The sequence below is a fragment of the Agromyces tropicus genome (assembly GCF_039531345.1).
In the GTDB taxonomy this organism is placed as follows: domain Bacteria; phylum Actinomycetota; class Actinomycetes; order Actinomycetales; family Microbacteriaceae; genus Agromyces; species Agromyces tropicus.
Genome location: NZ_BAAAPW010000002.1, coordinates 917,973 through 944,225, shown reverse-complemented (window position 1 = coordinate 944,225; position 26,253 = coordinate 917,973). Strand labels below are relative to the sequence as shown.

The window sequence follows — 26,253 nt, the reverse complement described above, 5'->3', positions numbered from 1 at the left end:
CCGACCAGTCCGGCCGAGACGACTCGCGACGGCCGGTCAGACCGTCCCCGCCGGCGGCCACACCCCGATGATGATCGCCATCACGACGACCGTCACGAGCTCGTGCGCGATGTTGAGGATCGTGAGCGACGACGGACGCCCCTCGAACACGTCGTGCGTGATGACGCGCGCCGCGGTGAAGCCCGCCCACAGGATGATCGCGGTGAACAGCGCCGACATCAGGTAGCTGCCGCCGTAGAAGTGCCACGCGATCGTCGAGGCGCCCGCGAGCACCCACGCCGTCACGAAGCTCACGAGCACCGTCACCACGATCGGCATCACGGCGGTCGACGCGGCGCGATCCATGTCGACCTTCGCGAGCGTCGCCCAGCGCGTGCCGAACACCCCGCGCGCGTACCAGACCGTGCCGACGAGCATGCTCGACAGCGTCGCGAGCAGCACCGCCCAGTAGTTGATCTCGGGGACCATCATCTCCGCCTCCTCGCCGCCCGGCCGGGGCCGCGCTGTCGCCGTGCCCGCACCGCGCCGTCGCGGTGCGTCGGGGTGTCGCTCGGCGCGAGCGTACTCCCGCGCACGTCGCGGCACGCGGTGCCACTCCCACCGGCCGTGCGCCGAGTGTCCAGTTCCGGTGGGATGGCGCTCGCTCGACCCGCACGAAGTGGACGCTCGCGGCGGCGGCATCCGCCCTAGGCTTCGGTGCAGGGGTGCGCGATGGCGAAACGGATGCCGAAACCGCTGTACAAGCAGGAGCTGAAGGCCCTGCAGGCGAGGCTCGTCGAGATGCAGAAGTGGGTGCAGCAGTCCGGCGCCCGGGTCGTGGTGATCTTCGAGGGGCGGGATGCCGCCGGCAAGGGCTCCGCGATCAAGCGCGTGTCGGAGTACCTGAACCCGCGGGTCGCGCGCATCGTCGCACTGCCCGCGCCGAGCGAGCGCGACAAGACCAGGTGGTACTTCCAGCGGTACGTGCCGCACCTGCCGGCGGCGGGCGAGATCGTGCTGATGGACCGCTCCTGGTACAACCGCGCCGGCGTCGAGCGCGTCATGGGCTACTGCACCAACGAGGAGTACCAGCGCTTCCTGCACCAGGCGCCGATCTTCGAGCGGATGCTCGTCGAGGACGGCATCATCCTGCTGAAGTACTGGTTCAGCGTGTCCGACGTCGTGCAGGAGGAGCGCTTCCGCTCGCGCCTCAACGACCCGATGCGCCGCTGGAAGCTGAGCCCCACCGACCTCAGCTCCATCACCAAGTGGGAGGACTACTCGCGCGCGAAGGACACGATGTTCCTCCACACCGACATCGCCGAGGCCCCCTGGTACGAGATCGAGAGCGACGACAAGCGCCGCTCCCGCATCAACGTGATGGCCCACATCCTCTCGAAGGTGCCGTGGGAGCAGGTGCCGCAGCGCGAGATCGAGATCCCCGAGCGCCCGCCGTCGGCCGGTTACGAGCGCCCGCCCCGCCAGTGGACGAACTCGGTGCCCGACTACGCGCGCGAGCTGGAGAAGCGGGCGGGGGCGGCTGACTGACCGCATCTGCGGGCAACCCCGCGTTCGGGGACTCCCGTCCGCATCCGGCGCACTGCGAAGATCGAGCGACCCTACCGCCGACCGAGATCGACGACACATGACCCAGCCTCAACCGGTGCCGACCGCGTCCCTCGGTCACCGCCTCCCCGCGTCGTCCGTCATCGCGGAGTGCCTCCGCGTCCAGGCGGCCGTGCCGCCGAACACCGCGATCCAGCGCCTGTTCGGCGTCTCACCGCTGGGGCGCGACGCCGAACCCTGGTACGTGGGCGCGCTCGGCGAGCTCGAGGTCGCGCGGCACCTCGGCCGGCTCGGGCCCGGATGGTACGTGCTGCACTCGGTGCCGGTCGGCGCCGGCTCGAGCGACCTCGACCACGTCGTCATCGGCCCGCCCGGCGTGTTCACCGTCAACACCAAGCACCACCGCGGGCAGGACGTCTGGATCGGCGCGAAGCGCATCCTCGTCGCCGGCCAGCGCACCGACCACCTCCGCAACGCCCGCTACGAGGCGAAGCGCACGTCGAAGCTGCTCTCGGCCGCCGCGCGCATGCTCGTCGACGTCACCCCGGTCATCGCCATCGTCGGTGCGCGGCGGATGACGGTGCGCGAGCTCCCCTACGACGTCGCCGTGCTGCGCGACACCGACCTGGTGCGCTGGCTCCACCTGCGGCCGGCGATCCTCACGCCCGAGCAGGTGCAGCACGTGGCGATGGTCGCCGCGCTGCCGGTCAGCTGGAAACGGCTGCCACCGGCGGAGTCCGCCGACCACGCGGCGTTCGATCGGTTGCGCCGCGACGTCGATCGTGCACGCCGTCGCCGCGCGGGATGGCTTCTGCTCGCGATCGTGGCCCTGCCGTTCGCGGCGCTCGCGATGTTCTCAGCGGCGGTCAGCACCCTCTTCGTGCGGTGAGGTGGAAAGGTATCCGCCGGATACCTTTCCACCTCAATCGGGCGAGCACGACGGTGCCCAGCGGCGGGAACGTCAGGCGCGCAGAGGCGCGAGCGTCAGGCGCGCAGAGGCGGGCGCGGCGGGAGCGCGGCGGGAGACGCGCCGGACGCCATCACGCGGACTCGCCCTCCGGAGGCGCGCCGGTCAGCCGACCCCGCGCACCGCCACCGGCACGTCGTCGATCGAGACTCCGACCCGCTCGCCGAACTCGACGCGCTCGCCGACCGGGTGCTGCATGCGCAGCAGCCCGCCGCCCTCGGTGCGGAGCAGGGTGCGGCGGAGGCTGCCGAGGAAGGTGCTCTCCTGCACGACCGCGATGATCGGGCCGCCGAGGCGGACGTTCTCGGGGCGCACGAAGACCTCGGCCGGGCCGTCGGGGTGGTCGCCGATCGCGGGCAGCGACATCCCGAGCACCTCGGCGCGGCCGCCGGCGATCGTGGCCGGCACGATGCTCGAGAGGCCGACGAACTCGGCGACGTGGGCGGTCGCGGGGCGGAGGTAGAGCTCCTCGGGCGTGCCGATCTGGTCGATGCGACCGGCGTTCATCACGGCGATGCGGTCGGAGACGGCGAGCGCCTCCTCCTGGTCGTGGGTGACGAACACGGTCGTGATGCCGAGGCGCAGCTGGATGCGGCGGATCTCGTCGCGGAGGCTCACACGCACCTTCGCGTCGAGCGCCGAGAGCGGCTCGTCGAGGAGGAGCACGCGCGGCTCCGTGACAAGGGCGCGCGCGAGCGCGACGCGCTGCTGCTGACCGCCCGACAGCTCGTGCGGGAACCGGCCGGCGAGGTGGCCGAGCCCGACGAGTTCGAGGGCACCCGCCACGCGGGCCGCGGCATCCGCCTTGGGCACCTTGCGCATGCGCAGCCCGAACGCGGTGTTCGCGGCGACGTCGAGGTGCGGGAAGAGCGAGTACGCCTGGAACACCATGCCGAGGTCGCGCCGGTTGGTCGGCACGGCCGAGACATCCGCCCCGCCGATGCGGACGACGCCGCCGTCGGCGCGCTCGAGCCCGGCGAGCACGCGCAGCGCGGTCGTCTTGCCGCAGCCCGACGGGCCGAGGAGCGACACGAACTCCCCCGGCTCGATGGCGAGGTCGACGCCGTGCAGCACGCGCGTCGCGCCGTACTCCTTGACGACGCCCTCGAAGGCGACGGGGGTACCCGCGCCGCGGGCGGCGAGCACCGCATTGTCGACGGTGGCGATGAGGGCGGAGTCGGTCATGGGCGGGCCTTTCGAGAAGTGCGCGGGGCAGGTCGGGAGCGCCGGGCGCCGGCCCGGCCGATGACGACGAGCAGCAGGAACGCGAACGCGAGCGAGCAGAGCGAGAGGATGACCGAGGCGTACGGGTCCTGCTTGCCGACCACGACGAGCGCGGTCTGCAGGTTCTGCCGACCGAGGAGGGAGGCGATCGTGTACTCCCCCAGCACGACGGCGACCGAGATGAGGGATGCCGCGACGAGTCCAGGTCGCAGGTTCGGCGCGAGCACGCGCCAGAGCACCTGAAACCAGCTCGCGCCGAGCGAGCGCGCCGCCTCGGCGAGCGTCGCGAGGTCGACGGCGTCGATGGAGGCCTGGATGGCGCGGTAGGCGAACGGGAGCACGGTGACCCCGTAGGCGAAGGCGAGCGTCCAGATGCCGGTGCCGAACGTGCGGCCGATCACGAGGTAGACGGGCGCGAGCCCGACGACGAGCACGATCGCGGGGATCGTGATCGGCAGTAGCGCGAGGAACTCGAACGGACGCCGCAGCTTCGGGAACCGCAGGTGCACGAGCACCATGGTCGGGGCGAGCAGCACGAGCACGATCGCGACGGTCACGAGCGCGAGCACGAGCGAGTTGCCGAGGCCCGTCCAGATCGGGCGGTACCGTCCGGCGTTCGCGGGGTCGGCGAGTGCGGCCCAGTTCGCGAGGGTCGTGCCGCCGTCGACGTCGCGCAGCGTGTAGAGCAGCATCGACACGATCGGGATCGCGAAGAACGCGACGAGCACGACGCCGATCAGGGTGCGGGCGGCGGGCGAAGGGGCGAACGCCGGTCGTGCGGCGCTCATCGCTGCCACCTCGCGGCGCGGCGCTGGATGGCGGCGTACGCCCACATCGTCAGTGCCATCACGGCGATCATGCCGAGCGCGAGCGCGCCGGCGAGGTTCTCGCGGCCGAGCAGGGTCTCGCTCGTGAGGGCGGTGCGGATCTGCAGCGGCACGATCTGCGAGCCCTGGCTCGCGAGGGCGGCGGCCGTCGCGTACGACGAGAACGCGTTCGCGAACAGCAGCAGCAGGCTCGCGACGAACGACGGCGCGAGCACGGGCATGCCGATGTGCCGCCAGAAGCCCGCGTGGGTGCCGCCGAGCGTGAGGTTCGCCTCGGCCCACTGCGGCTTCAACGACGCCATCGCCGGCATGAAGGTGATGATCATGAGCGGCACCTGGAAGTAGACGTACGGGAGGATGAGGCCCGGCAGCGCGTAGATCCACGCGCCGTCGGCGTACAGGTCGACGCCGAGGGCGTCCTGCAGCCACAGCGTCACGACGCCCTGCAGGCCGATCGTCGCGATGAACGCGAACGCGAGCATGACGCCGCCGAACTGCGCGAGCACGCCGCTCGCGGCATCCACCAGCCCGCGCACGCGAGTGCCCTCGAGGCCGAGGAGGGCGTAGCAGGCGAGCGCGCCGAGCACCGCGCCGACCACGGCGGTGAGCGCCGACAGCCAGGCCGAGTTCCAGAACGTGGCGAGGATCACCGGATCGGCGAGCCCGGCGACGTTCGCGAACGTGAACCCGCCGTCGCCGTCGAAGAACCCGCTCGCGACGGCGAGCAACGTGGGCAGGGCGAGGAACAGCAGCACGTACGCGGCGAACGGCACGAGGCCGAGCCAGGCGGGGGCGCCGGATGCCGCGCGGCGCGGCATCCGGTCGGGTGACGCCGCAGGGTGCGGGGCCGGCGCTCCGGCCGTCCCCGCACCCGTCGTGGGCGTCGCGGTGGTCGCGACGATCATGGTCAGCCGACCGCCGAGGCCCACTTCTCGCCGAGCAGCGTGCCGGCGTTCGTCGACTGCTCCTCGGTCGGGACGACGGTCTCCTCGGGGGTGGCGGGGAGCGCGTCGAACAGGTCCTGGTCGATCGTGCCGGCCTCGGCCATGGCATCGGCGCGCACCGGGCGGGCGCCGCCCTTCAGCCAGAGATTCTGCACCTCGTCGCTGTAGAGGAACTCCTGCCAGAGGCGCGCGGCCGCCGGGTGCGGGGCGTCGACGTTGATGGCCTGGTTGTAGTAGCCGGCGTAGCCGGTGCCCGGGAGGATCACGGTCGTCCAGTCGGGGTTGTCGGCCGTGTGCGCGGCGTTGAGGTAGTCCCAGTCGAAGACGACGGGGGTCTCGCCCGAGGCGACGGTCGCGGTGGTGACGTCGACCTTCAGCATGTTGCCCGCGTCGTCGAGCTGCGCGAAGAAGTCGATTCCCGGCGTGAAGTCGTCGAGCGTGCCATCCGACTGCACCGTCGCGAGGCCGACCGCGGCGAACGCCGCGCCCGCCTGCGTCGGGTCGCCGTTGATCGCCACGGCGCCCTTGTAGGCCGAGCCGAGCAGGTCGTCGAGCTCGGCGGGCCCGTCGAACTTCGACGCGTCGTAGCCGATCGACATGTACCCGCCGTAGTCGCCGACGAAGAGGCCGCTCGGCTCCTTGAGCGCGTCGGGGATGTCGTCCCACGTCGACACCTGGTACGGCGCGAACCGGTCGGTGTTCTGCAGTGCAACCGTGAGGCCGAGGTCGAACACGTCGGGCGCGGTGTCGAGGCCCTCGTTCGTCTCGGCGGCCTGGATCTCCTCGGCGCTCGAGCCGTCGGGCAGGGCCTCGTTGATGGTGATCTCGGGGTAGCGCTCGGCGAACAGGTCGAGGATCTCGCCGTAGTTCGCCCAGTCGCGCGGCAGCGCGATGACGTTGAGCTGGCCCTCGGCCTTGGCGGCCTCCTCGAGCGCGGCGAGGTCGCCGAAGTCGGCGAGGCTCGTGGCCGTCGCGGCCTCCGTCGACCCGTCGCCCGACGCCCCCGCGGCGCCGCTGGCGCAGCCGGTCAGCCCGAGCACGGCGGCGGCCGAGATGCCGAGCACCGCCAGGGTGGTCTTCTTCGTGAACACGTGTCCTCCGATGGGCACCCGGCAGCCGCCCGGTGGAGAGCGGGCGTGAGGACTGCGGGGGACCGCACGGAACGCTAGGAGGCCGATCCGACCGGATGGCGCCGCAGCGATGAACCGCGGATGAACCGGGATCGACCGGACGGCGTCGCGGCTGCCGGTGCCGGTGCCGGTGCCGGTGCGATCAGTGCGAAGCGGATGCCTCCAGCCCAGCCACGCACGCACCGAGCAGTTCGCGCAGCCGCACCTCCTGGTCGGCATCGAGTCGCGCGCTCATCCGCGCCTCTACGGCGCGAACCACGACGCTCGCCTCGGCGATGCGCTCGCGCCCGAGCGGGGTGAGCTGCGCCGGCAGCGCGCGACCGGCGACCGGCTCCGCCGGCCGGGTGACGAGTCCGTCGCGCTCGAGTCCCTGCAGCAGGACGTTCATCGACTGGCGCGTCACGAACGCACCGCGGGCGAGCTCGGAGTTCGAGAGCCCGGAGCGCTGTGCGAGCAGCTCGAGGCACGCGTACTGGGGCACCGTCAGGCCGAGCGGCCGCAGCGCGGCATCCATCGACGAGCGCAGGGCGCTCGCCGCCTGCTTGAGGAGGTAGCCGAGCGAGGAGTCCAGGTCGATACCGGCGGGAACCCGATCCATGTCAGTAGTCTGACATAGCGTCGTTTATGTCAATGTTCTGACACACAGGAGGAAACGACATGTCCACCATCGGTCCCGACTTCATCTCGCTGCAGGTCCGCGACCTCGAGCGCTCGGCCGCGTTCTACGAGGCGCACCTCGGCCTGGCCCGCGCCGAGGTCTCGCCGCCCCACGCCGTGGTCTTCGCCACGCAGCCCATCGCCTTCGCAGTGCGCGAGCCACTGCCCGGCGTCGACCTCGACGCGCTCCCCCGCCCCAGCGGCGGCGTCGGCCTCTGGCTCCGCGCCGACGACGCGCAGCAGCTGCACGACGACCTCGTCGCCGCCGGCACCGAGATCGCCGCAGCCCCGATCGACGGCCCCTTCGGGCGCACCTTCACCCTCGTCGACCCCGATGGGTACCTGGTGACGATCCACGACGCCGGTTGACCGCGCGGCGGTGCCACTGCGCGATGCACGGCGCACCGGGCGAGAAGCGATCTCCAGCGCGCACCGGGTGAGATGAGGCCCACGTGATCGGAGGGGGAAACGGTATCCGCCGGATACCTTTCCCCCTCCGCGCGCGAACCGACCATCGCTTTCCCCTGGCTCGAGGCCTCCCCAAAACCACCCGTTCTGGGCACAACCGCCCCCAGATCGCCGGCTCGCGCTCTGCGACGATCGGGGCATGAGTGATCCGAACACCCCTCCGGCCGGCTGGTACGACGACGGTTCCGGCACGATGCGCTACTGGGATGGCACGGCGTGGACCGACCACACCACTCCGAAGGCGGATGCCGCCGCCGACGCAACCGTCGTCGCCACGCCCGTCGAGACCGCCGGAACGGCCGAGGGAACCGCAGCGATCCCGCCGGTCGAGCCGGCAGCGCCTGCGGCCGCGACGGCCGCGCCGGTCTCCACCATGGCCGCGCCGCAATCGGACGCCGCGTTCGCGGCAGTTCCCGGGTCTGCCGACGCCAAGCCGCACGTGCTCGGGATCATCGCCCTTATCGTCGCCGCGGTGGGGTTCATCTTCGCGTGCATCCCCGGCGCGCTCATCGTCGGCTGGATCCTGCTGCCGATCGCCTTCATCCTCTCGATCGTCGCGCTCTTCCTGAAGGGCCGGAAGTGGGCGGCGATCGCCGGCCTCGTGGTGTCGATCGTCGGCACCATCGTGGGGTTCGTGGTCTTCTTCGCGGTGGTTGCGACGTCGTTCGAACAGGCGTTCGGCCCGATCGAGGGATCGACGTCCGGCGGCTCGTCCTCGCTCACGGATGAGGGCACGGACGAGGCTCCGGACGAGTCCGTCGTGGATGAGGAGCCCGCTGCCGAAGCGCCCGCCAACCTCGGCTTCGGGGACACCATGGCCTGGGAGGACGGCGTCGAGCTGACCGTCTCGGCACCCGAACCGTACACGCCGTCGGAGTACGCCGCCGGCGCGGACCTCGCCCACAACGTCGTCTTCACGATGACGATCACGAACAACTCGAGTGAGAACCTCGAGCCGCTCGTCTACACGCGCCTCGCCTCGGGCGGCCAGGAGGCGAGCCAGATCTTCGATATCGACAACGGGAACGGCGAGATCGGCCTGTCGCCCACGACGGTCATCCTCCCCGGGCAGTCGGTGACGTGGCAGGAGGCGTGGTCGGTCGCCGACCCGGCATCCCTGACCATGCAGATCTCGCCGAACTGGGAGTACGAGGACGCGATCTTCGCCCAGTAGCGCACCAGGCGACCATGGTCGACCGCGCGACGAGGTGGAGAGGTACCCGAAGGCACCGCTCCACCTCGGCGCCTGAGCGGAAGCGGATGCGGCCAACGGGGTGAGGGTCGAGGTGTCGTAGGGAGTGGCGGTGGGGTGCCGACCGGCCCGCGGCCACCCCGCGAACGAACCGATGCGTCGGCCGGTTCCGGATGCCGCGGCGGTCCGATATGTTCGTCCGCGTCGGGGTCGACGGCCCGCGAGGTCGGGTCGACACCCGGTGAAGCCGGGGGTGACGCCGGCGGGACGGAGGGCGCGTGGGCCAGGAGCAGCGGCTCGCGTTCCTCGCGGTCGAAGGGCTCGACGACTGGCGCGTGGCGTACTGCGGGCCGATCGCGCGGTTCGCGACGGGCTCGGTGCGTGCCGGGGCGGCGTTCGCCGCGGCCGTCGCGGAGCTCGACGAGCTCGCGGGGCATCCGCCGCTCGTGGACGTCCGGCCGGACGGCGTGATCGTCCGGATCGTCGCCGACCTCGCCGAGCTCGACGACGGCGCCGCGGAACGGGCACGCGCGATCTCGGCCGTCGCCCGTGCGCAGGGGCTCACCGCCGACCCGGGACGCGTGCAGGATGTGCAGGTCGCGGTCGCCACGCGGCTGCCGATCGACGAGGTGCTGCCGTTCTGGCGGGCCGTGCTCGGGTACGCCGACCACGTCGGCGACGACCTCGTCGACCCGCTCGGGCGGATGCCGTCGATCTGGTTCCAGCCGCTCGATCCCGCGAAGCCGCTGCGCCACGCCATGCACCTCGACCTCTCCATGCCGCGCGAGGTCGCGTCCGCCCGCCTCGCGGCGACGCTCGCGGCCGGAGGACGGCTCGCGTTCGATGCCGAAGCACCGCAGTACTGGACCTGCGCGGATGCCGCCGGCAACAAGGTCGACCTCGTCACCTGGCCCGACCTGCCCGTGCCCGAGGACGCGCCCGCGTCGCTCGACGTGGTGGCCATCCCCCGCGCCGGGGCGCGCGACGGCGCGACCCGGCCCGACATGGCGCAGGGCCCCGTCGGGGCATCACCGGAACGTCGCCCGCGAGTCGCCGCCGGACCGGGCGACCTCGAACACGGCGAGGCCATGTGGATGGCCTTCCGCGCCGCATCCGACCTCGTCGACTGGCCCATCGTGTCGTGGGGCCCGACCGCCTGGTTCCGCACCGGGTCGCTCGCGGCGAGTGCCGCCCTGGCCCGCGACCTCGCCGACCTGGCGGGGTCCGACCGGATGCACCTCGACCTCCGCGCCGACGGCATCGCGGTGCGGCTGGCCCGCGACGAATCGCGCCTCGTCGAGGCGGACCTCGCGCTCGCGCGCCGCGTCTCGGAGACGGCCCGCGCCGCGGGCGCCCGATCTGATCCGTCGATGGTGCAGACCGTGCAGATCGCGATCGCGTCGAAGGCCGACGACGACGTGCGGCCCGCGTGGCGCGAGCTGTTCGACTACGCCGAGCTCGGCACCGAGGACCTCGTCGACCCCGACGGACGCGGCCCCGGTCTCTGGTTCCAGGAGCTTCCGGCGGAGAAGCCGCTGCGACACGCGTTCCACCTCGACGTCTCGGTGCCGCGCCCCGTCGGACGGGCGCGTGTCGCGGCCGCCGTGCGCGCCGGCGGCCGCATCGCGGCGGGATCGGAGGCCACCGGATGGTGGACCCTCGCCGACCCCGCCGGCAACAAGGCGGACATCTCCGTCTGGGCCGACCGCGCCGACGGAGTCGGCCGCGCCGAGCCCTGACGGCCCTTCGGCTCGCGTCACCCCGACGCGCCATTGACGCCGGCGCCCCGCGGGCGGAGGCTGGCCCCATGGCCGAGCCCACCGCAGCGAACCAGCGCGCCGTCGACCGCTACCTCGTCGACACCCTCGTCGGCGACGACGCCGACCTCGCCCAAGGCCTGGCGGATGCCGCCGCAGCCGGACTGCCCGCGATCGAGGTCACGCCGCTGGGCGGCAAGCTCCTGCACCTGCTTGCCCGCATGGCGGGCGCGAAGCGCGTGCTCGAGGTCGGCACGCTCGGCGGCTACTCGACGACGTGGCTCGCCCGCGGCATCCCCGACGACGGGCGCGTCGTGACGCTCGAGCTCGAACCGCACCACGCGGAGGTGGCGCGCGCGAACCTCGAGCGGGCCGGGGTCTCCGAGAAGGTCGAGATCGTCGTCGGACGTGCGGTCGACTCCCTCCCGAAGCTCGCGGAGCGCGGTGACGCGCCCTTCGACCTCGTGTTCATCGACGCCGACAAGGAGTCGAACGCGACCTACCTCGACTGGGCCGTCCGCCTCGGGCGCCCGGGCACGGTCATCGTCGTCGACAACGTCGGCCGCGCAGGCGAGGTCGCGAACCCCGGCACGACCGACCCGATGGTGCAGGGTACGCGGCGCGCGCTCGAACTCCTGGGCTCCGACCCCCGACTCGATGCGACCGCGCTGCAGACCGTCGGCGCGAAGGGCTGGGACGGCGTCGCGCTCGCGATCGTCACCTGACGGCCGGGCGGCGGACCGGGCTCGCCGGCCGTCCGAGCGACCCCGGGCGCGGACCGTCGTGACCGGATCGCAATCGTCGTGATGTGATCGCAACCGTGCAACGGGTCCGCCCGCGGCCGATCGACGCCAAGATGAGCTCGAGCCAGTCCGCGAGGGGGAAACGATGGCGGATCCACGCGACCCGGGCGGCGAGCCGCTGCCCGGTCCCGCCGGGGCTGTGCCGACGCCGCCGTCGGCATCCGCTACGGCCGTCGCGGTCGAGCCGACGGGGATCCGGCTCGCGGCCGTCCTCGCCATGCTGCTCGCCGCGCTCGCGGTGCTCGCGCTCGCGTCGGGTGGGCCGCTCGGGGTCGGAGCGCGCCCGCTGATGATGCTTCCCGGTGCCGCCGCGATGGTCCTCGGGATCGTCGCGTGGCGCTGGGCCCGCCGGAAGCGCTACCGCGCATCGTGGATGGCGGTGATGGGCGTGCTGGTCGGCGGGTTCGCCACCCTGCTCGGCAGCTTCCAGTTCCTGATCGTCTACGTACTCGCCGAACGGTTCGACCCGGAGCCGCCGCAATCCGTCCGGTCGTCCCAGCTCGCCACCCTGTCGGAGCAGCAGGTGCTCGAGGATGCCGCGGCCCTCGCGGCGAGCCGCCTGGTGCTGCTCGCAGGTCGCGCCGACGGCGTCGAGGTGACGGAGACGGTGCCGACGACGCGCTTCCCATCGCGCCTCGCGGTCACGACCGACGGCGAGGTGCTGATCACGCCCGACGGCGACGTCCTCGCGGGGATCCCGGCGCGCACGCGCGTCAGCTACAGCACGTTCGACGACGGCAACCACTTCGAGCTCGCACTCGCCGGACCGCTCGGCGGCCATGCCTGGACCACGGACGCGCCGACCCAGGACCCGCGGCGCTGAGCCGCCCCCGAACCGAGCGTTACGCGGGCCCGGGCCGTTCCTCCTCGAGCCGCGTCGACTCGCGCCCCCACCAGGTCGTCACGTCGACCTTGTGGTTCTCGGCGTCGGCGAGCGTCCACCACTCCGGGGCGAACGAGTCGTCGACGATCCGCCCTCCCGCGGCGAGCACGGCCGCGATGCGCGACTCCACCTGGTCGTGCGGCACGCACACGTCGACGTGCATGCGACCGCGGCCCTCCCGCACGAACTCGGTCGGCTGCAGGAACACCGACGAGCTCCGCCGCAGCGGGTCGACGAGGTGCGTGTCGTTCGGCCGCACGTAGCCGAGCACCGCCTGCCAGAACGGCGTCACGTCGGCCGCCTCCGGCGACGCGACCGCCGTCTGCACGACCTGCAGCACCGAGGGGTCCGCGACGAGGCCGTGCTCCCGAGCGATCGCGGAGACCAGCCGCGCGACCTCCACGTCGCGCACGCTCAGGTCGCGGACGTCGCGGCTGATGAGCTTCACCGCCACGCCCTCGTGGCGCAGGTCGACGTCGGGCTCGTGCCGGGCGACCTCGTCGCGCGACGTGATCGCCGCGACGAAGGCGGCGCCCTCGGCGTACGACGCGGCGCGGAAGAACGCGTGCGCGCCCCAGTACAGCACCCGCCAGTCGTCGACGCCCTCGGCGTCGTGGAAGGCCTCGGGCGAGAGCTGCCGCGGCAGGTCGCGGGCCGGCGGTTCGGGCGTGGCATCCATGCGGTTCATGCTGACGGCCGCCGCCGACACGGGCAAGCCCGTCGCCACCCGCGCCAGGGAGGTCGCCGCGCTCAGTACTTCCAGCGCACGAGGTCTGCGACGTCCTCCGGCACGTGCTCGCCGTACGCCTCCCACTCGTGCTGCCGGGTCGCGACGTACGCGTCGACGAGCACGTCGCCGAACACGCCGCGGTAGAAGTCGCTCGATTCGAGGCGGTGCAGCGCCGAGCCGAGGTCGGCGGGCAGGGGGCGCACCCCCGACGCTCGACGCTGGGCCGCGGTGAGCGTCGACGGGTCCACGCGGACGGGCTTCGGCGGCGCCACCTTCCGGGCGGAACCGTCGAGCGCGGCCGCGATGATCGCAGCGACCGCGAGGTACGGATTCGCGGCGCCGTCGACGGGCTTGACCTCGATGTTCGACTGCTCCGCACCCATGCCCGCCTGACCGGGCACGAAGCGGATCGCCGCCTCGCGGTTGCCCGGTCCCCAGCAGATGTCGGCGCCGGCCCACGCATGGGGGCGCAGGCGGGTGAACGACAGCACGCTGCCGCCGAGCAGGGCGACGCCCTCCTCGAGCCGGTCGAGGATGCCGCCGATGAGGTGCCCGCCCTCGGGCGTGACGCCGAGCTTGGCCGACGGGTCGGCGAAGACGTTGCGGCCGTCGCGGCGGGCGGAGAGGTGCACGTGGCATCCGTTCGTCGAGCCGCCCACGATCGGCACCGGCGCGAACGAGACCAGCAGCCCGTGCTGCCGCGCGACCCGCGAGAGCACCACGCGGGCGAGCACGAGGTCGTCGACCGCGCCGAGCGGGTCGCGTGGGCCGAACGCGAACTCGATCTGCCCCGAGCCGAACTCGGGGTGCACCTGGTCGACGGGCACGCCCGCCAGGTCGAGCGCGGCGATCGCGTCGGTCGCGAACCCCTCGACCTCGAGCAGGGACGTCGTCGAGTACGCCGGCCCCGTCGTCGCGGGCACCGGGGGCCCGCCCGCCTCCGCCGCCGGCCGGAACAGCGTGCACTCGAGCTCGACGCCGACCGTGAACGTCAGCCGCACGTCCTCGGCGTCATCGACGACTCGGCGGAGCGCCGTGCGCTGGCAGGTCGGATGCGGCGTGCCGTCGAGCCGGTACAGGTCGGCCGGCGCCCAGGCCAGGCCCGCCTCCCGGTCGATGAGGGCCATCGCGGACGAGTCGGCGATGCCGCGCAGGTCGCCGACGATGGGGTCGACGTCGGGCGTCGCGTTGAGGTGGTCGTCGACGGAGAACAGCACGCCGACGCTGTTGGAGATCGTCACGCCGTGCGTGCTCGCCGACAGCAGCCTGCGGTGCGGCAGCACCTTCACGCGCGAGATGCCGGCGTTGTCGACATGGCACACGAGCAGGGCGCGGATGTCGTCGAAGCGCACGGATCGGTTCATCCCGGTCTCCTCACCTGCCGGGGTCCGGTTCGGGGGGAGGTGCGGTCCCGGCGCACGGGTTCAGTATGCACCCGGCGCGTTTCGCGCGGTTTTCGGGACGGGGTCGGGCGCCGGCGGGCGGGCGCCGGCGCGCGGGGCGCGCTGCTCAGGCGCCGGCGGGCTCGCCCTTCAGCTCGGAGTAGCGCTGGGCGTGCACGTGGGCGAGGTCGATGGACCCCGTCATCAGCGCCTCGGCGCATTCGCGTGCCGCGGCGTCGAGTTCGAGCTCGCGTGTGGTGCCGTCGGCGCTGGCCTGCAGAGCCCGCTTCAAGCGGTCCCGGTCTTCGTAGATCATGGTCTCCTCTTCTCGGTCGTCGGAGCGATCATGACGTCGTCGTCAACCGGTGCAGAGGAAGATACCGCGTCCCGCCGTCACCGCCAAACACCGTTCGGTCATCCGGCCGTCATCTTTCGTCGCCCTGCCGACCCCGTCCGGTCGCATGCGCGTCCGCCGGCCGCGGTCCGGGCAGTCCTCGCGGGTTCGGGCGCACGGTGACCCGCCACGACTGTCCGGACGCCCGCCCGCACTCACCGGCGAGGCGATCGGACGAAAACGGGCGGCCGGCCGGGCGCCGGAGCGCCGGTTTCCGTCCGATCGGGAGGGAGGGAGAGAGGGAGGAAGGGGGGAAGGGAGGAAGAGGGCGGATGCCGCGCGGCCGGGCCGTCAGGCGGCGGTCGGACGCTCGGCGCGCGCCAGGTTGTCGATGAGCTCGGCGCGCGTCTGCACGTTGCCCTCGTACGCCGGCTGGTCCCGCTCGACGCGCCAGCTCTCCGAGAGGGGTCCGACGTTCACCGCGTCGAAGCCGAACTCGTCGTACAGCTCGGTGACGAAGGCCGCGGCATCCTCGAAGTCGCTCGAGGTGGCGAGCGCCCGGCGGCGCGGATCTCCGGCGGGCGCGCCATCCGTCGTCAGGTCGGCCGCCATGATGTGGTTGAAGCCCTTCGCGACGCGGCTGCCCGGCAGGTGCTCCTGAAGCATGCCAGAGACCGTCACGCGGCCCTCGTCGAGCGCCGGCACGTGGCCGTCGCGCTCCCAGTAGTAGTTGTTCGTGTCGATCACGACCTTGCCGTCGAGCGGCTCCACCGGGATCGCCCCGTACGCCGTGAACGGCACGGTCACGACCACGGCGTCACCCGCTGCCGCCGCCTCCGCGGCCGTCGCCGCGCGCGCCGACGGGCCGAGCTCGTCCACGAGCCCCGCGAGCGTCTCCGGCCCGCGCGAGTTCGCGATCACGACGTCGTAGCCGTTCGCGACCGCGAGACGTGCGAGCTGGCTGCCGATGTTGCCTGCCCCGATGATTCCGAGAGTGGTCATGGTGGGGGCAACGGATGCAGCGGCCGCGCCCTTCCCGATCGGCGTCGATCCTCAGGCAGCACTCAGGACGTGCCGCGCACCCACGATCCGACCTGGAGGAGCAGGAGGACGGCCACCACCGTGAGCGCGATCGAGATGACGGCGATGCCCACGACCGCCGCGGTGAGCAGGAGGAGTCGCCGCAGCAGCCCGTCGCCGATCGGCTCGGCGCGATAGGCGGGCGCGTCGGCATGCGCACGAAGCATCAGCCCCGAGAGCGCGAACGGGCCCGCCATGCCGAGTCCCAGCAGCGACGGCCAGAAGCCCGGCGACTGCACGCCCAGGATGCCGGGTCCCGCCGAGATGCCGCCGGGCGGGCTGGTCGCGCCGATCAGGAAGACCGGCGTCCACGCGATCGCCAGTGCGACGGCGATCGGCAGCTGGACGTGCCCCGCCCACCACACGCCCCGCGCGAACCGGGTCGACCCTGCCGGCGGGCGTCGACGCCACCACCAGCCGATGCGCCCAGCCCTCGCATCAGCATCGCGCGCACCGGTCGCGCGAGCTGGATCGGGAGCGGGCCCGTTGGGCTCCGCCCCTGAGCCGGTCCCCGGCTCGACCGTCGGCATCCGCTCGCCCACGCGCTCAGCGCTCCACGTCGAAGACGTTCTTGACGACTCCGTTCGAGTACGCCTCGTGCTCGACGAGCTTCAGCTTCCCCTGCTCGTGGCCGTCGAAGAGGCGCTTGCCCTCGCCGAGCGCAACCGGGAAGACGAGCAGGTGGTAGCGGTCGACCAGGCCGGCCGCGGCGAGGCCCTGCGCGAGCGTCGCGCTGCCGTGGACGATGATGGGGCCGCCCTCGCCCTCCTTCAGCGCGGCGACTTCGTCGAGCGAGCGCAGCACCGAGGTGCCCGCCCACTCGGGGTCGGTGAGCGTCGACGAGACGACGTACTTCGGCATCGCGTTGTACTGCGGGAACTCGTCGGTCATCTTCGGCCAGATCGGGGCGAACTCGTCGTAGCTCACGCGGCCCATGAGCATGGCGCCCGCCTCGAGCTGCTCGCGGCCCTTGATCTCGTACGCCTCCTCCACGAACGGGACCTCCTTGAACGTCCAGCCGGCACGCGGGTGCTCGCCGCCACCGGGCGAGTCGATGATGCCGTCGAGGGTGATGAACTCGGTCACGATGAGGGTGCGCACGGGATGTCCTTTGCTCGGTTCGGGCGAGGCGGGAAGTTCCGCTCTCATTCTGGACGTCGAACGGGCGCGGGCCCGATCGACATCGTGGTCGACGTCATCAGCATCGTCGTGGAACCGGTGCGACCCGGACCGACTCATGAGGTCGGGCTCACGGTCTCGCGATCGGTGCGTCCGGCTCCGTCTCCGTCGTCGGCGCACCGTCCCCGAGCATCAGCGATGCCTGCTCAGCGGAGGCCTCCTCCACTCCTTCGGCCGCGACCTGCTCCCGACGCTTCCGCGTGACGAGGTAGGAACCGCTGAGGACGAGCACGAACCCGACGATCGTCCACACCGTCACGCGCTCGCCGAGCACGAGGACGCCGGCGAGGATGGCGACGGCCGGATTGACGTACGTGATCGCGGTCGCCTTCACCGGCCCGATCTCACCGATGAGCGCCACCATGAGCAGGAACGCGAGTGCGCTGCAGATCACGGCGAGGACGACGATCGACACGATGACGGGCGTCGACGGCCATGCCGCGGGCCAGGCGCCCGTGAACAGCACGAACGGCACGTAGACCACGGCGGTGACGGCGAGCGAGACGGCGACGACGCCGACGCCGGGCAGGTCCGGCATCCAGCGGGAGAGGATCGCCGGGCCGAGCGCGTACCCGACCACGACGACCGCCATCTCGGCGACCGCGATGAGGTCGGAGCCCGCCACGTCGAGCCCGACGAGCGCCGCGACCCCCAGCATGCCGAGCGCGATGCCGAGCCAGTTCACCCGGGTGAGGGGTTCGGGTCGACCCATGATGAAGGCGATGGCCACCCCGGCGAGGGGGACCGTCGCGAGGAGGAGGCCGGCGGTCGAGCTCGGGAGCCGCTGCTCGGCGGAGCTCAGGAAGTACCACGGCAGGATGATCTCGACGACCGTGTACGCGAGCATCGGCTTCCACCGACGGACCACCTGCCAGACCTCGCGCCGGTAGAACGCCAGCGGCATCAGGAGGAGGGCGGCGAGCGCCGATCGCCCGAGCACCACCATCGCGGGCTCGAGCTCGCTGACCGCGACCTTGATGAACAGGTACGGGATGCCCCAGGCGACCCCGAGCGCAGCGAAGAGCAAGAACCCACGACGAGTCACCAGGACATTCTCGCGCGCACCGCCGACACCGTCAGGCCATCGGCGACCTCAGCCGCTTCCCCTGAGCCCGCCGGAGACGCGAATCGCGTCGGCGGGGGCTCCACTCCCCCGCCGACGCGATGTCGGGGCCGGCCGGCCCGGGGAGCGTGATCCCGGGCCGACCGGAGTCGGTTGCGACCGGCGACCGGTCGCGATCAGGCCGCGGTCAGGCGGCGAGCAGGCCGAGCGTGTCGATGACGCGGTTCGAGAAGCCCCACTCGTTGTCGTACCAGGCGACGACCTTGACGTGCGTGCCGTCGACGCGGGTCAGCGCCGCGTCGAAGATCGACGAGTGCGGGTTGCCGACGATGTCGCTCGAGACGAGCGGCTCCTCGGAGTACTCGAGCACGCCCTTCAGCGGGCCCTCGGCGGCGGCGCGGTACGCGGCGAGGATCTCCTCGCGCGTGACCTCCTTCGACACGGTCGCGTTGAGCTCGACGATCGAGCCGACCGGCACGGGCACGCGCATGGCGTCGCCGTTCAGCTTGCCGTCGAGGTTCGGCAGCACGAGGCCGATCGCCTTCGCGGCACCGGTCGAGGCCGGGACGATGTTCTCCGCGGCGGCGCGCGAGCGGCGGGCGTCGGCGTGCGGGGCGTCCTGCAGGTTCTGGTCCTGCGTGTAGGCGTGCACGGTCGTCATGAACGCGTGCTCGATGCCGGCGAGGTCGTCGAGCACCTTCGCGAGCGGGGCGAGCGCGTTCGTGGTGCACGACGCGTTCGAGACGATGGTGTGCGACGCCGGGTCGTAGGCATCCGTGTTCACGCCGTAGGCCAGCGTGACATCCGCGCCCTTCGACGGGGCGCTCACGAGCACCTTCTTCGCGCCGGCCTCGAGGTGCGCCTTCGCGGCCTCGGCGTCGGTGAAGCGGCCGGTCGACTCGAGCACGAGGTCGACGCCGAGCTCGCCCCAGGGGAGGTTCGCGGGGTCGCGCTCGGCGAGCACCTTGACGCGGCGGCCGTCGATCACGAGGACGTCGCCGTCCACCTCGACGGTGCGGCCGAAGCGGCCGCCGACCGTGTCGTACTTGAGCAGGCGCGCGAGCGCGGCGGGGTCGGTGAGGTCGTTCACGGCGACGAGCTCGAGGTCGGGGTCGCGCTCGATGAGGGCGCGGACGACGTTGCGGCCGATGCGGCCGAATCCGTTGACGGCGATGCGGGTCATGACGTCAGTGGTCCTTTCTGTTGCCGCATCCCACCTTCGTCACCCGACGACGGCTTCGGGAGTGGCCGGAGAGACAGCATGCGAAAGGATCTCGCCAACCCTCGCCACGGATTCCGGCGACACGGAGCCCGCACCCAGCGAGGACACAGGGTCGCTCGCGACCATCGGAAGATGCGCCCCTCGAAAGCCGCCGCAGTACTGCTCCTCGCGTACGCCGCCGCCGTGATGTGGGCGACGCTGGGCCCGGCTCCCGGCGCGGTCATGGGCAACCAGGCCGCACGCGGCGTGCTCGACCCGAGCATCTGGTTCGAGTCCGATACGTGGACGATCGGCTCGCCGACCGAGTTCCTGCTCAACGTGCTGCTGTTCGTGCCGTTCGGCCTGCTGATCGCGTTCGCGCTGCGCGGAGTGCCCGCCATGGTGTCGGTCATCATGGCCGGCGGGTTCGCGCTGCTCATCGAGGTGGCCCAGATCCCGATGGCGGATCGCATCTCCGACCCGCGCGACCTCGTCGCCAACACCGCCGGCGCGATCATCGGCATCACCATCGCCCGCGCGTCCGACGCGGTCGCGAGCATCCCGGCCGCGATCCGACGCCGTCGCCGTGCGGCGCGCGCGGCCACGATGCCGCCGCCGCGCCCGCCGCGCCCCGCCGCCACGACCACGCGCTCGGACGACCGCGTCCCCGTCGGCCGCGGCATCCGCTGACCCCCTGTCCCCGGCACATGGCGTTTCTCAGGAGCGATCGCGCGATCGCGCCGGTTTCTCAGGAGGACACGCCGATGGATGCCGCGACGCGCCGCCGTGCGTCCTGAGAAACGCAACGGGCCCCCGCACGTCGGCGAGACGGCGCGCGCGTCAGGCGGCGAACGTGTGGCGGTACTCGCTCGGCGAGGTGCCGAGGATGCGGTGGAAGTGCAGCCGCAGGTTCGCGCCCGTGCCGAGGCCGACGCGGTCGGCGACCTGCTCGACGCCGAGGTCGGTGCGCTCGAGCAGCTCGCGCGCGAGGTCGATGCGCGCGCGCAGGATCCACTGCATGGGCGTGTAGCCCGTGTCGTCGACGAACCGTCGCGAGAAGGTGCGCGCCGAGACGTTCGCGTTGCGCGCGAGGTCGGCGAGCGTGAGCGGCTCCTGCAGGTGCTCGATCGCCCACTGCCGCGTCGCGGCGAACACCTCGCCGAGCGGCTCGGGCAGCGCGCGCGGCACGTACTGCGCCTGCCCGCCGCTCCGGTAGGGCGCCGCGACGAGCCGGCGCGCGGCGTGGTTCGACGCCGCGACGCCGTGGTCGCGCCGCACGAGGTGCAGGCAGAGGTCGATGCCGGATGCCGCGCCCGCCGAGGTCAGCACCTGGCCCTCGTCGACGAACAGCACGTTCTCGTCGACCCGGACGAGCGGATGCCGCGCCTGCAGCGCGCGCGTGTAGTGCCAGTGCGTCGTGGCCCGGCGCCCGTCCAGCAGCCCGGTCGCGGCGAGCGCGAACGCCCCCGTCGAGATCGCCGCGAGGCGCGCGCCGCGCGCGTGCGCGGCCCGCAGGGCGTCCACCACCGGGGCGGGCGGGTCGTCGAGGTCGGGGTGCCGGTAGCCGGGGATGAAGATCGTCTGCGCCCACTCGAACGCCTCGAGTCCGTGGTCGACGTGGTACGAGAGGCCGTCGCCGCCGGTCACGTGGCCGGGCCGGGCGCCGCACACGCGGACCTCGTAGGGCATGCTCGCCCGCGTCGTGAACGTCTGCGCCGGGATGCCGACGTCGAGGGGCTTCGCGCCGTCGAGCACGAGGACGGCGACCCGGTGGTTGGCGTGCGACATGCGACCTCCCGACGCGCGCTCGACGATCGCTGCGACCGCGAGCGACCGTGGCAAGGATGCCACGGTCCGCAAGGATCACGCACCCAGGGCTGCCCGACGGTCGCGCGATCGTCGGGCGGAGCCCGTCACTTCCCGCTCGGCCACCACCCCGGCATGAGCGAGGCGAGCCGGTCGGCGGCGGCCGCGGCATCCGTGCCGTCGCCCATCGCCCAGGTCTCGAGTGCGCCGACGAGTCCGCCCGCGATGAAGGCCGCGGCCTCGTCGATCGCATCGTCGTCACGCGGCGCCCCGGGCACGCCCTGCGCACGCCACACCTCGAGCGCGATGCGCGCCCGGCGACGCAGTCGCGCGTCGAGCGCCGAGCGGAAGACGCCCCGGCTCGTCGAGCCGAACAGCGCCCGGTAGCCGGCCCGGTCCTCCGCGACGTGCTCGAGCACCGCGACGAGCGAAGCGAGGTAGCGCTCGGCGACGTGCTCGGGCGTCTCCGCCCCGGGTTCGACGGCCACCGCGGTGAGCCGGTCGACGTCGAGCGTGAACACGTCGAGCGCGAAGGCGTGCACGTTCGGCGCGTGCGCGTAGAAGGTCGTGCGGTGCACGCCCGCCTCGCGACAGAGTGCGGCGACCGAGATCGCGTCGAGCGGCTCACGCGCGAGCAGCCGGAGCAGGGCCTCGACGAGGGCCGCGCGCGTGCGCCGGTGCCGTGGATCGTCGGCGGGAGCCGCCGGCCCCGGCGTGGCATCCGCTTCGCTCATGCCGTCACCCTAGCGAGCGCGCACGCCCGGCCGACCGCCGAGCGCGCCGCCCGAGCCCGGCCCTCGGACGGAGGAGTAGGGTCCGAGTCGGGAGGCGATCATGGGCGACGAACTGGTCCTGGTCACCGGCGGCACGGGCTTCGTCGGGATCACCTGCATCATCCGGCTGCTGCGCGACGGCACGCGCGTGCGGACGACCGTGCGCGACCTCGCGCGTGCCGACGAGGTCCGCGAGCTCGTGCGACGCGGCGGGGCCGACCCGGGCGGCGTCGAGGTCGTGGCGGCCGACCTCCTCGACGACGCCGGATGGAGCGACGCGGTCGCCGGCGCGACGGCCGTGCTGCACGTCGCCTCGCCGTTCCCGGTGCGCCAGCCGAAGGACGCGGACGAGCTCATCGTGCCGGCCCGGGAGGGCGTGCTGCGGGTGCTCGCCGCCGCGCGCGACGCGGGCGTGCGACGCGTCGTGCAGACCTCGTCGTTCGCGGCGATCGGCTACGGCCGGCCGAATCCCGGCCGCCCGTACACCGAGGAGGACTGGACCGACCCGGAGGGCCCAGGAGTCACGCCGTACGTGCAGTCCAAGACGCTCGCCGAGCGCGCCGCGTGGGAGTTCGTCGACCGCGAGGGCGGCGGACTCGAACTCGCGACGGTCAATCCGGTCGGCATCTTCGGCCCCGCGCTCGGCACCGACCTGTCGACGTCGCTCGAGCTCCTCCGGCAGTTGCTCGACGGTGTCTACCCGGTCGTGCCGAACGGCTCGGTCGGCGCGGTCGACGTGCGCGACGTCGCCGACCTGCACGTGCTGGCGATGCGTCACCCGGATGCCGCGGGCGAGCGCTTCCTCGCCGTCTCCGGCGACGCCATCACGTACCTCGAACTCGCCCGCCTGCTGCGCGCAGGCCTGGGCGACCGCGCCAAGCGCGTGCCGACCCGCGTGATCCCCGACTGGATCGTCAGGGCCGGAGCCCCGTTCAGCCGCGAGCTCCGGCAGATGTCGCACGAGCTCGGCCGCCGCGGCGACGCCTCGCACGCGAAGGCCACGCGACTGCTCGGCTGGACCCCGCGTCCGCGCGAGGACGCGGTGCTCGCGTCGGCGCGCAGCCTCGTCGAGCTCGGGCTCATCCGCGACTGAGCGCAGCTCGCGGGCACTGGAACGACGACGGGCGGATGCCGCGGCGCGGGGCCGCGACATCCGCCCGTCGGTGCGCATCTCGCGCCCGGTCAGCTCTCGTAGTGCGCGAGGCCGGCGGTCTCGCCGCCGTCGGCGACGAACTCGGCGCCGGTCGAGAAGCTCGACTCGTCGCTCGCGAGGAACAGGATGAGGTTCGACAGCTCGATGGGCTCGCCGACGCGGTGCAGCGCGACGTGGTTCTGCGGGGTGTCGAGCGCCTCGGTCATGGGCGTGCGGATGACGCCCGGGTGCACCGAGTTCACGCGGATGTCGTAGCGGCCGAGGTCGAGGGCCGCGTTCTTCGTGAGGCCGCGGACGCCGAACTTCGCGGCGTTGTACCCGGGCAGCGCCTCGTAGCCCTGGAGGCCCGCGGTCGAGGAGATGTTGATGATGGAGCCCGCGCCGGACTCCTTGAGGGCGGGGATCGCGGCCTTGATGCCGTAGAAGACGCCCGTGAGGTTGATCTTCAGGATCGTGTCCCACGCCTCGAGCGTGTAGTCCTCGATCGGGCCGAAGTTCGCGATGCCGGCGTTGTTCACGACGACGTCGAGCCGGCCGAACGCCTCGGTGGCGACCTGCACGGCCGCCTCCCACTGCGCGTAGTCGGTGACGTCGAGGTGCACGTACCGGGCGTTCGCCTCGCCGAGCTCGGCGGCGAGCGCGGCGCCCTCGTCGTCGAGCAGGTCGCCGATCACGACCTTGGCGCCCTCCTGCACGAGGAGGCGGGCGTGCGAGGCACCCATGCCCCGTGCTCCACCGCTGATGAGTGCGACCTTGCCGCTGACGCGTGCCATTGCTGACGCTCCTTGTCTCGCCGCGGGCGTCGGCCCTGCGGCGTGCGTTGCCTGCTGGGCCCGGGGTCGGATGGCTCCGGGTTCCGGACTAATCTACACCTGTCGATTACGGTTCCCTGAGCGTGCGCTGAACCGGAGACGCGCCTCGACTCGTGACGTCGCCGAGACCGTCGTGATCGGATCGAGACCGACGTGACCTGATCGAGACCGGCAGGCGACCGAAACCGGCGTCATGCGCCCACGCACCGCGGGAGGATGTCGTGAGCATCACCGCGAGCTGGGACGACGACGTACCGGATCTCCCGGCACGCGGGCACCAGCACGCGAACACCCGGGGGAATGGACATGTCGGCAGCCGAGTCGCACGAGCAGGGCGAGGATCGCCTGCGCGTCGGCGACCCCACGGCCTCCTCCGGTCGCGCACTCGGATCGGCGGCGCTCGTCGTCGGGCTCGCCACGATCGTGCTCGCGTTCGCGACGCCCTACCGGGAGTCCCTCGGGTCCGCCGTGCTCGCCGCGCTCGCGGTGTTCACCTCGACCCTCGGACTCGTGGCCCGCAGCCGCGCCCGCCGCGCCGGCGACCGACCGTCCACGGCCGCGATCGCCGCCGTCTGGCTCGGCATCGGCGCCCTCGCGATCGTCGGCATCTCGGTGCTGCCCGCGCTGCTCATGCCGGCCGCGACCGGCGCGCTCCGCTGACGCGGCCGACCTCAGCGCAGGCGGACCAACCGGCGCACGTCGTCGTCCGGCAGCTCGTCGGCGACCGCGGTCACCTCGACCGAGTCGAGGCGGACGAGCCCGCCGTACGACGACAGGAACGCGGTGTCGGCCGCATCCCGCCCGGTCGCGATCCGCACGAGCGTGTCGCGCGGCGCGAGCGTCGTCGCATCCACGACGTGCCACGCGTCGTCGACGAACGCCTCGGCCACGGCGTGGAAGTCCATCGGGTCCAGGCCCGGCGCGTAGACCGCGACGAGCCGCGCCGGCACGTCGAGCGCGCGGAGCAGCGCGACCACGAGATGCGCGTAGTCCCGGCACACCCCCTGACGGGCGAGGAGCGTCTGCACCGCGCCGTCGGTCGGACTGCTCGACCCGGGCACGTACGACAGCCGGGTGCCGACCCACGACGACACGGCTGCGAGCCGATCCGCACCCTCGATGCCGGCGAACTCGGCCGCCGCCGTCGCCGCCAGCCGGTCCGACTCCGCGTAGCGGCTCGGTCGCAGGTACGTCAGCAGGTCGACCTCGTCGACGGATGCCTCGGGCGCGCGCTGCGACACCTCCGCCGTGTACGAGCACTCGAGCGGCCCGGTCGGCGCGTCGACGACGTGGAGGCGGTTGCCGGCGGCATCCGTCAGCTCCCTCGGTTCCACCGGCCGGCCGGCGGCGCGGAACTCGAGGCGCTCCACCGCCTCGACGTCGCGCGCCACGGCCACCTGGAACGCCAGGCGCGCCGGATCATCGACCTGGAGCCGGATCTCGCAGCCGACCGAACGGGCCGTCACGACCGGCCGTCGCGCCAACCGTGCTCGGGCTCGAAGCCGAGCTCGTCGCGCGCACGCTCGATCGAGAACAGCGACTCGGTGCCGGCGAAATCGCGCTTCAGCGAGACGCCGGGGAAGAACTCCTCGACGAGGTCGCGCGTCGGCCGGCTCATCACCGTGTCGGCGTTCGCGATCACGTACGCGCGGGCGCCGTCGACGTCGGCCTCGAGCGCGCGTCGCACCGACTGCGCCGCATCGCGCACGTCGATGTAGCCGAACGCGTTGAACAGCCGCGAACGCGGGTCGTCCTCGAACGACGGGAACTCGGCGTACTTCTCGGGGTCGATGACGTTCGAGAAGCGCAGCGCCACGAAGGGGATGCCCGTCCAATCCGACACGTGCTCGGCCATGGTCTCGCCGAGCACCTTCGACAGCGAGTACGTCGAGTTCGGCTTCGGATAGTGGTCCTCGTCGAGCGGCAGGTAGTCGGGCAGCCCGTCGGGGCCGAAGTCGAGCCCGAGCGTCGTCTCGCTCGACGCCCACACGACCTTCTCGAGGCCGACCTTCGCCGCCGCGAGGAAGACGTTCGAGTTGATCGCGTTGTTGACGTTCAGCGTGCGCGCGGGCGTGAAGATCGTCGGCGCCGGGATCGCGGCGAGGTGGGCGACCGCGTCGACGTCCTGCAGCACCTCGACCGCGTCGCCGAAGTCGGTGAGGTCGGCCTGCGTGTACACGAGGTCGGGGCGCGACCACCGTGCCGGCAGCTTCGGCGACGGCGGCGTGACATCGGTCGCGAGCACCTCGTACCCGTGGTCGAGCAGGTCGAGCACGACGGCCCGTCCCGCGAGTCCTGACGCGCCCGTGACGCAGATCCGCTTCGGCATATGGATGCTCCTCC

General features: G+C 72.7%; 29 protein-coding genes. 10 read left to right on the top strand and 19 right to left on the bottom strand.

Annotated features, from left to right (window positions below):
- Positions 1-36 precede the first annotated feature (36 nt).
- A complete protein-coding gene (locus ABD230_RS10270) occupies positions 37-468 on the bottom strand; it encodes a DUF1761 domain-containing protein (RefSeq protein ID WP_344373305.1) in 432 nt (143 codons plus the stop codon).
- Between the two features lie 255 nt (positions 469-723).
- Between ABD230_RS10270 and ppk2 the strand changes: the two genes are divergently transcribed.
- A complete protein-coding gene (gene ppk2, locus ABD230_RS10265) occupies positions 724-1,527 on the top strand; it encodes a polyphosphate kinase 2 (protein WP_344372769.1) in 804 nt (267 codons plus the stop codon).
- A gap of 97 nt (positions 1,528-1,624) precedes the next feature.
- Entirely contained in the window at positions 1,625-2,434 is an 810-nt protein-coding gene (locus ABD230_RS10260; RefSeq protein WP_344372764.1) for a nuclease-related domain-containing protein, read from the top strand.
- Between the two features lie 183 nt (positions 2,435-2,617).
- Here ABD230_RS10260 and ABD230_RS10255 read toward each other — a convergent pair whose 3' ends face one another.
- From ABD230_RS10255 to ABD230_RS10235, 5 genes are all read right to left on the bottom strand, one after another.
- The gene (locus ABD230_RS10255; protein WP_344372762.1) at positions 2,618-3,697 is read right to left on the bottom strand and encodes an ABC transporter ATP-binding protein; all 1,080 of its coding nucleotides are present in this window, start codon (positions 3,695-3,697) and stop codon (positions 2,618-2,620) included.
- Positions 3,694-4,524, bottom strand: a complete 831-nt coding sequence (locus ABD230_RS10250) for an ABC transporter permease (protein WP_344372759.1) — start codon at positions 4,522-4,524, stop codon at positions 3,694-3,696. The genes ABD230_RS10255 and ABD230_RS10250 overlap by 4 nt, the downstream gene beginning before the upstream one ends.
- Positions 4,521-5,468 carry an ABC transporter permease gene (locus tag ABD230_RS10245; RefSeq protein ID WP_425546211.1) on the bottom strand — a complete coding sequence of 316 codons (948 nt, stop codon included), beginning with the start codon at positions 5,466-5,468 and terminating at the stop codon, positions 4,521-4,523. The genes ABD230_RS10250 and ABD230_RS10245 overlap by 4 nt, the downstream gene beginning before the upstream one ends.
- A 2-nt stretch (positions 5,469-5,470) precedes the next feature.
- Positions 5,471-6,598 (bottom strand): ABC transporter substrate-binding protein, encoded by a 1,128-nt coding sequence (locus tag ABD230_RS10240; protein ID WP_344372755.1) that lies wholly within the window; start codon positions 6,596-6,598, stop codon positions 5,471-5,473.
- Positions 6,599-6,779: 181 nt separating this feature from the next.
- Positions 6,780-7,235: a MarR family winged helix-turn-helix transcriptional regulator gene (locus tag ABD230_RS10235; protein WP_344372752.1), complete on the bottom strand. Its 456-nt coding sequence runs from the start codon at positions 7,233-7,235 to the stop codon at positions 6,780-6,782.
- A gap of 59 nt (positions 7,236-7,294) precedes the next feature.
- Here ABD230_RS10235 and ABD230_RS10230 point away from each other — a divergent pair, with 59 nt between their 5' ends.
- From ABD230_RS10230 to ABD230_RS10210, 5 genes are all read left to right on the top strand, one after another.
- Positions 7,295-7,663: a VOC family protein gene (locus ABD230_RS10230; protein WP_344372750.1), complete on the top strand. Its 369-nt coding sequence runs from the start codon at positions 7,295-7,297 to the stop codon at positions 7,661-7,663.
- Between the two features lie 238 nt (positions 7,664-7,901).
- A complete protein-coding gene (locus ABD230_RS10225) occupies positions 7,902-8,936 on the top strand; it encodes a DUF2510 domain-containing protein (RefSeq protein WP_344372748.1) in 1,035 nt (344 codons plus the stop codon).
- Positions 8,937-9,232: 296 nt separating this feature from the next.
- Positions 9,233-10,693, top strand: coding sequence for a VOC family protein (locus tag ABD230_RS10220; protein WP_344372745.1), 1,461 nt, complete (start codon positions 9,233-9,235; stop codon positions 10,691-10,693).
- A 68-nt stretch (positions 10,694-10,761) separates the two neighbouring features.
- Positions 10,762-11,436: an O-methyltransferase gene (locus tag ABD230_RS10215; RefSeq protein WP_344372742.1), complete on the top strand. Its 675-nt coding sequence runs from the start codon at positions 10,762-10,764 to the stop codon at positions 11,434-11,436.
- Between the two features lie 163 nt (positions 11,437-11,599).
- A complete protein-coding gene (locus tag ABD230_RS10210) occupies positions 11,600-12,337 on the top strand; it encodes a DUF4190 domain-containing protein (RefSeq protein WP_344372737.1) in 738 nt (245 codons plus the stop codon).
- A 19-nt stretch (positions 12,338-12,356) separates the two neighbouring features.
- Here the strand turns inward: ABD230_RS10210 and ABD230_RS10205 are convergent, their stop codons facing one another.
- The 8 genes from ABD230_RS10205 to gap all read right to left on the bottom strand — a co-directional run bounded on the left by ABD230_RS10205 (position 12,357) and on the right by gap (position 19,348).
- Positions 12,357-13,076, bottom strand: a complete 720-nt coding sequence (locus ABD230_RS10205) for a VOC family protein (protein WP_344372734.1) — start codon at positions 13,074-13,076, stop codon at positions 12,357-12,359.
- 71 nt (positions 13,077-13,147) lie between these two features.
- A complete protein-coding gene (locus ABD230_RS10200) occupies positions 13,148-14,491 on the bottom strand; it encodes a type I glutamate--ammonia ligase (protein ID WP_344372731.1) in 1,344 nt (447 codons plus the stop codon).
- A gap of 145 nt (positions 14,492-14,636) precedes the next feature.
- Positions 14,637-14,825, bottom strand: a complete 189-nt coding sequence (locus ABD230_RS10195) for a hypothetical protein (protein WP_344372728.1) — start codon at positions 14,823-14,825, stop codon at positions 14,637-14,639.
- A 369-nt stretch (positions 14,826-15,194) separates the two neighbouring features.
- A complete protein-coding gene (locus tag ABD230_RS10190; RefSeq protein WP_344372725.1) occupies positions 15,195-15,845 on the bottom strand; it encodes an NADPH-dependent F420 reductase in 651 nt (216 codons plus the stop codon).
- Between the two features lie 62 nt (positions 15,846-15,907).
- Positions 15,908-16,288: a hypothetical protein gene (locus ABD230_RS10185; RefSeq protein ID WP_344372720.1), complete on the bottom strand. Its 381-nt coding sequence runs from the start codon at positions 16,286-16,288 to the stop codon at positions 15,908-15,910.
- 181 nt (positions 16,289-16,469) lie between these two features.
- Entirely contained in the window at positions 16,470-17,024 is a 555-nt protein-coding gene (locus tag ABD230_RS10180; protein WP_344372717.1) for a dihydrofolate reductase family protein, read from the bottom strand.
- Positions 17,025-17,172: 148 nt separating this feature from the next.
- Entirely contained in the window at positions 17,173-18,147 is a 975-nt protein-coding gene (locus ABD230_RS10175; protein ID WP_344372713.1) for a DMT family transporter, read from the bottom strand.
- A 205-nt stretch (positions 18,148-18,352) separates the two neighbouring features.
- Positions 18,353-19,348 (bottom strand): type I glyceraldehyde-3-phosphate dehydrogenase, encoded by a 996-nt coding sequence (gene gap, locus ABD230_RS10170; RefSeq protein ID WP_344372705.1) that lies wholly within the window; start codon positions 19,346-19,348, stop codon positions 18,353-18,355.
- A 171-nt stretch (positions 19,349-19,519) separates the two neighbouring features.
- Here gap and ABD230_RS10165 point away from each other — a divergent pair, with 171 nt between their 5' ends.
- On the top strand, positions 19,520-20,056 hold the full coding sequence (locus ABD230_RS10165) for a VanZ family protein (RefSeq protein WP_344372701.1): 537 nt from the start codon (positions 19,520-19,522) through the stop codon (positions 20,054-20,056).
- Positions 20,057-20,206: 150 nt separating this feature from the next.
- Here ABD230_RS10165 and ABD230_RS10160 read toward each other — a convergent pair whose 3' ends face one another.
- Together ABD230_RS10160 and ABD230_RS10155 are read right to left on the bottom strand one after the other, a co-directional pair.
- Positions 20,207-21,154, bottom strand: a complete 948-nt coding sequence (locus tag ABD230_RS10160; RefSeq protein ID WP_344372698.1) for a GlxA family transcriptional regulator — start codon at positions 21,152-21,154, stop codon at positions 20,207-20,209.
- A 125-nt stretch (positions 21,155-21,279) separates the two neighbouring features.
- Entirely contained in the window at positions 21,280-21,906 is a 627-nt protein-coding gene (locus ABD230_RS10155; RefSeq protein WP_344372695.1) for a TetR/AcrR family transcriptional regulator, read from the bottom strand.
- Positions 21,907-22,006: 100 nt separating this feature from the next.
- On the opposite strand from ABD230_RS10155, the gene ABD230_RS10150 reads away from it, so the two are divergent.
- Complete coding sequence (locus ABD230_RS10150; protein ID WP_344372692.1) at positions 22,007-23,038, top strand: SDR family oxidoreductase; 1,032 nt, start codon at positions 22,007-22,009, stop codon at positions 23,036-23,038.
- Between the two features lie 89 nt (positions 23,039-23,127).
- Here the strand turns inward: ABD230_RS10150 and ABD230_RS10145 are convergent, their stop codons facing one another.
- Positions 23,128-23,871, bottom strand: a complete 744-nt coding sequence (locus ABD230_RS10145) for a glucose 1-dehydrogenase (protein WP_344372689.1) — start codon at positions 23,869-23,871, stop codon at positions 23,128-23,130.
- Between the two features lie 345 nt (positions 23,872-24,216).
- On the opposite strand from ABD230_RS10145, the gene ABD230_RS10140 reads away from it, so the two are divergent.
- Positions 24,217-24,570 (top strand): hypothetical protein, encoded by a 354-nt coding sequence (locus ABD230_RS10140; RefSeq protein ID WP_344372686.1) that lies wholly within the window; start codon positions 24,217-24,219, stop codon positions 24,568-24,570.
- An 11-nt stretch (positions 24,571-24,581) separates the two neighbouring features.
- Here ABD230_RS10140 and ABD230_RS10135 read toward each other — a convergent pair whose 3' ends face one another.
- Positions 24,582-25,376: a transglutaminase-like domain-containing protein gene (locus ABD230_RS10135; RefSeq protein WP_344372683.1), complete on the bottom strand. Its 795-nt coding sequence runs from the start codon at positions 25,374-25,376 to the stop codon at positions 24,582-24,584.
- On the bottom strand, positions 25,373-26,239 hold the full coding sequence (locus ABD230_RS10130; protein ID WP_344372680.1) for an NAD-dependent epimerase/dehydratase family protein: 867 nt from the start codon (positions 26,237-26,239) through the stop codon (positions 25,373-25,375). The genes ABD230_RS10135 and ABD230_RS10130 overlap by 4 nt, the downstream gene beginning before the upstream one ends.
- Between the last annotated feature and the right edge of the window lie 14 nt (positions 26,240-26,253).

Coding starts and splice junctions, on each gene's coding strand:
- ABD230_RS10270 (WP_344373305.1), bottom strand. CDS start 468: ATGGTCCCCGAGATCAACTACTGGGCGGTGCTGCTCGCGACGCTGTCG.
- ppk2 (WP_344372769.1), top strand. CDS start 724: ATGCCGAAACCGCTGTACAAGCAGGAGCTGAAGGCCCTGCAGGCGAGG.
- ABD230_RS10260 (WP_344372764.1), top strand. CDS start 1,625: ATGACCCAGCCTCAACCGGTGCCGACCGCGTCCCTCGGTCACCGCCTC.
- ABD230_RS10255 (WP_344372762.1), bottom strand. CDS start 3,697: ATGACCGACTCCGCCCTCATCGCCACCGTCGACAATGCGGTGCTCGCC.
- ABD230_RS10250 (WP_344372759.1), bottom strand. CDS start 4,524: ATGAGCGCCGCACGACCGGCGTTCGCCCCTTCGCCCGCCGCCCGCACC.
- ABD230_RS10245 (WP_425546211.1), bottom strand. CDS start 5,468: ATGATCGTCGCGACCACCGCGACGCCCACGACGGGTGCGGGGACGGCC.
- ABD230_RS10235 (WP_344372752.1), bottom strand. CDS start 7,235: ATGGATCGGGTTCCCGCCGGTATCGACCTGGACTCCTCGCTCGGCTAC.
- ABD230_RS10230 (WP_344372750.1), top strand. CDS start 7,295: ATGTCCACCATCGGTCCCGACTTCATCTCGCTGCAGGTCCGCGACCTC.
- ABD230_RS10225 (WP_344372748.1), top strand. CDS start 7,902: ATGAGTGATCCGAACACCCCTCCGGCCGGCTGGTACGACGACGGTTCC.
- ABD230_RS10215 (WP_344372742.1), top strand. CDS start 10,762: ATGGCCGAGCCCACCGCAGCGAACCAGCGCGCCGTCGACCGCTACCTC.
- ABD230_RS10210 (WP_344372737.1), top strand. CDS start 11,600: ATGGCGGATCCACGCGACCCGGGCGGCGAGCCGCTGCCCGGTCCCGCC.
- ABD230_RS10205 (WP_344372734.1), bottom strand. CDS start 13,076: ATGGATGCCACGCCCGAACCGCCGGCCCGCGACCTGCCGCGGCAGCTC.
- ABD230_RS10200 (WP_344372731.1), bottom strand. CDS start 14,491: ATGAACCGATCCGTGCGCTTCGACGACATCCGCGCCCTGCTCGTGTGC.
- ABD230_RS10195 (WP_344372728.1), bottom strand. CDS start 14,825: ATGATCTACGAAGACCGGGACCGCTTGAAGCGGGCTCTGCAGGCCAGC.
- ABD230_RS10190 (WP_344372725.1), bottom strand. CDS start 15,845: ATGACCACTCTCGGAATCATCGGGGCAGGCAACATCGGCAGCCAGCTC.
- gap (WP_344372705.1), bottom strand. CDS start 19,348: ATGACCCGCATCGCCGTCAACGGATTCGGCCGCATCGGCCGCAACGTC.
- ABD230_RS10165 (WP_344372701.1), top strand. CDS start 19,520: ATGCGCCCCTCGAAAGCCGCCGCAGTACTGCTCCTCGCGTACGCCGCC.
- ABD230_RS10160 (WP_344372698.1), bottom strand. CDS start 21,154: ATGTCGCACGCCAACCACCGGGTCGCCGTCCTCGTGCTCGACGGCGCG.
- ABD230_RS10155 (WP_344372695.1), bottom strand. CDS start 21,906: ATGAGCGAAGCGGATGCCACGCCGGGGCCGGCGGCTCCCGCCGACGAT.
- ABD230_RS10150 (WP_344372692.1), top strand. CDS start 22,007: ATGGGCGACGAACTGGTCCTGGTCACCGGCGGCACGGGCTTCGTCGGG.
- ABD230_RS10145 (WP_344372689.1), bottom strand. CDS start 23,871: ATGGCACGCGTCAGCGGCAAGGTCGCACTCATCAGCGGTGGAGCACGG.
- ABD230_RS10140 (WP_344372686.1), top strand. CDS start 24,217: ATGTCGGCAGCCGAGTCGCACGAGCAGGGCGAGGATCGCCTGCGCGTC.
- ABD230_RS10130 (WP_344372680.1), bottom strand. CDS start 26,239: ATGCCGAAGCGGATCTGCGTCACGGGCGCGTCAGGACTCGCGGGACGG.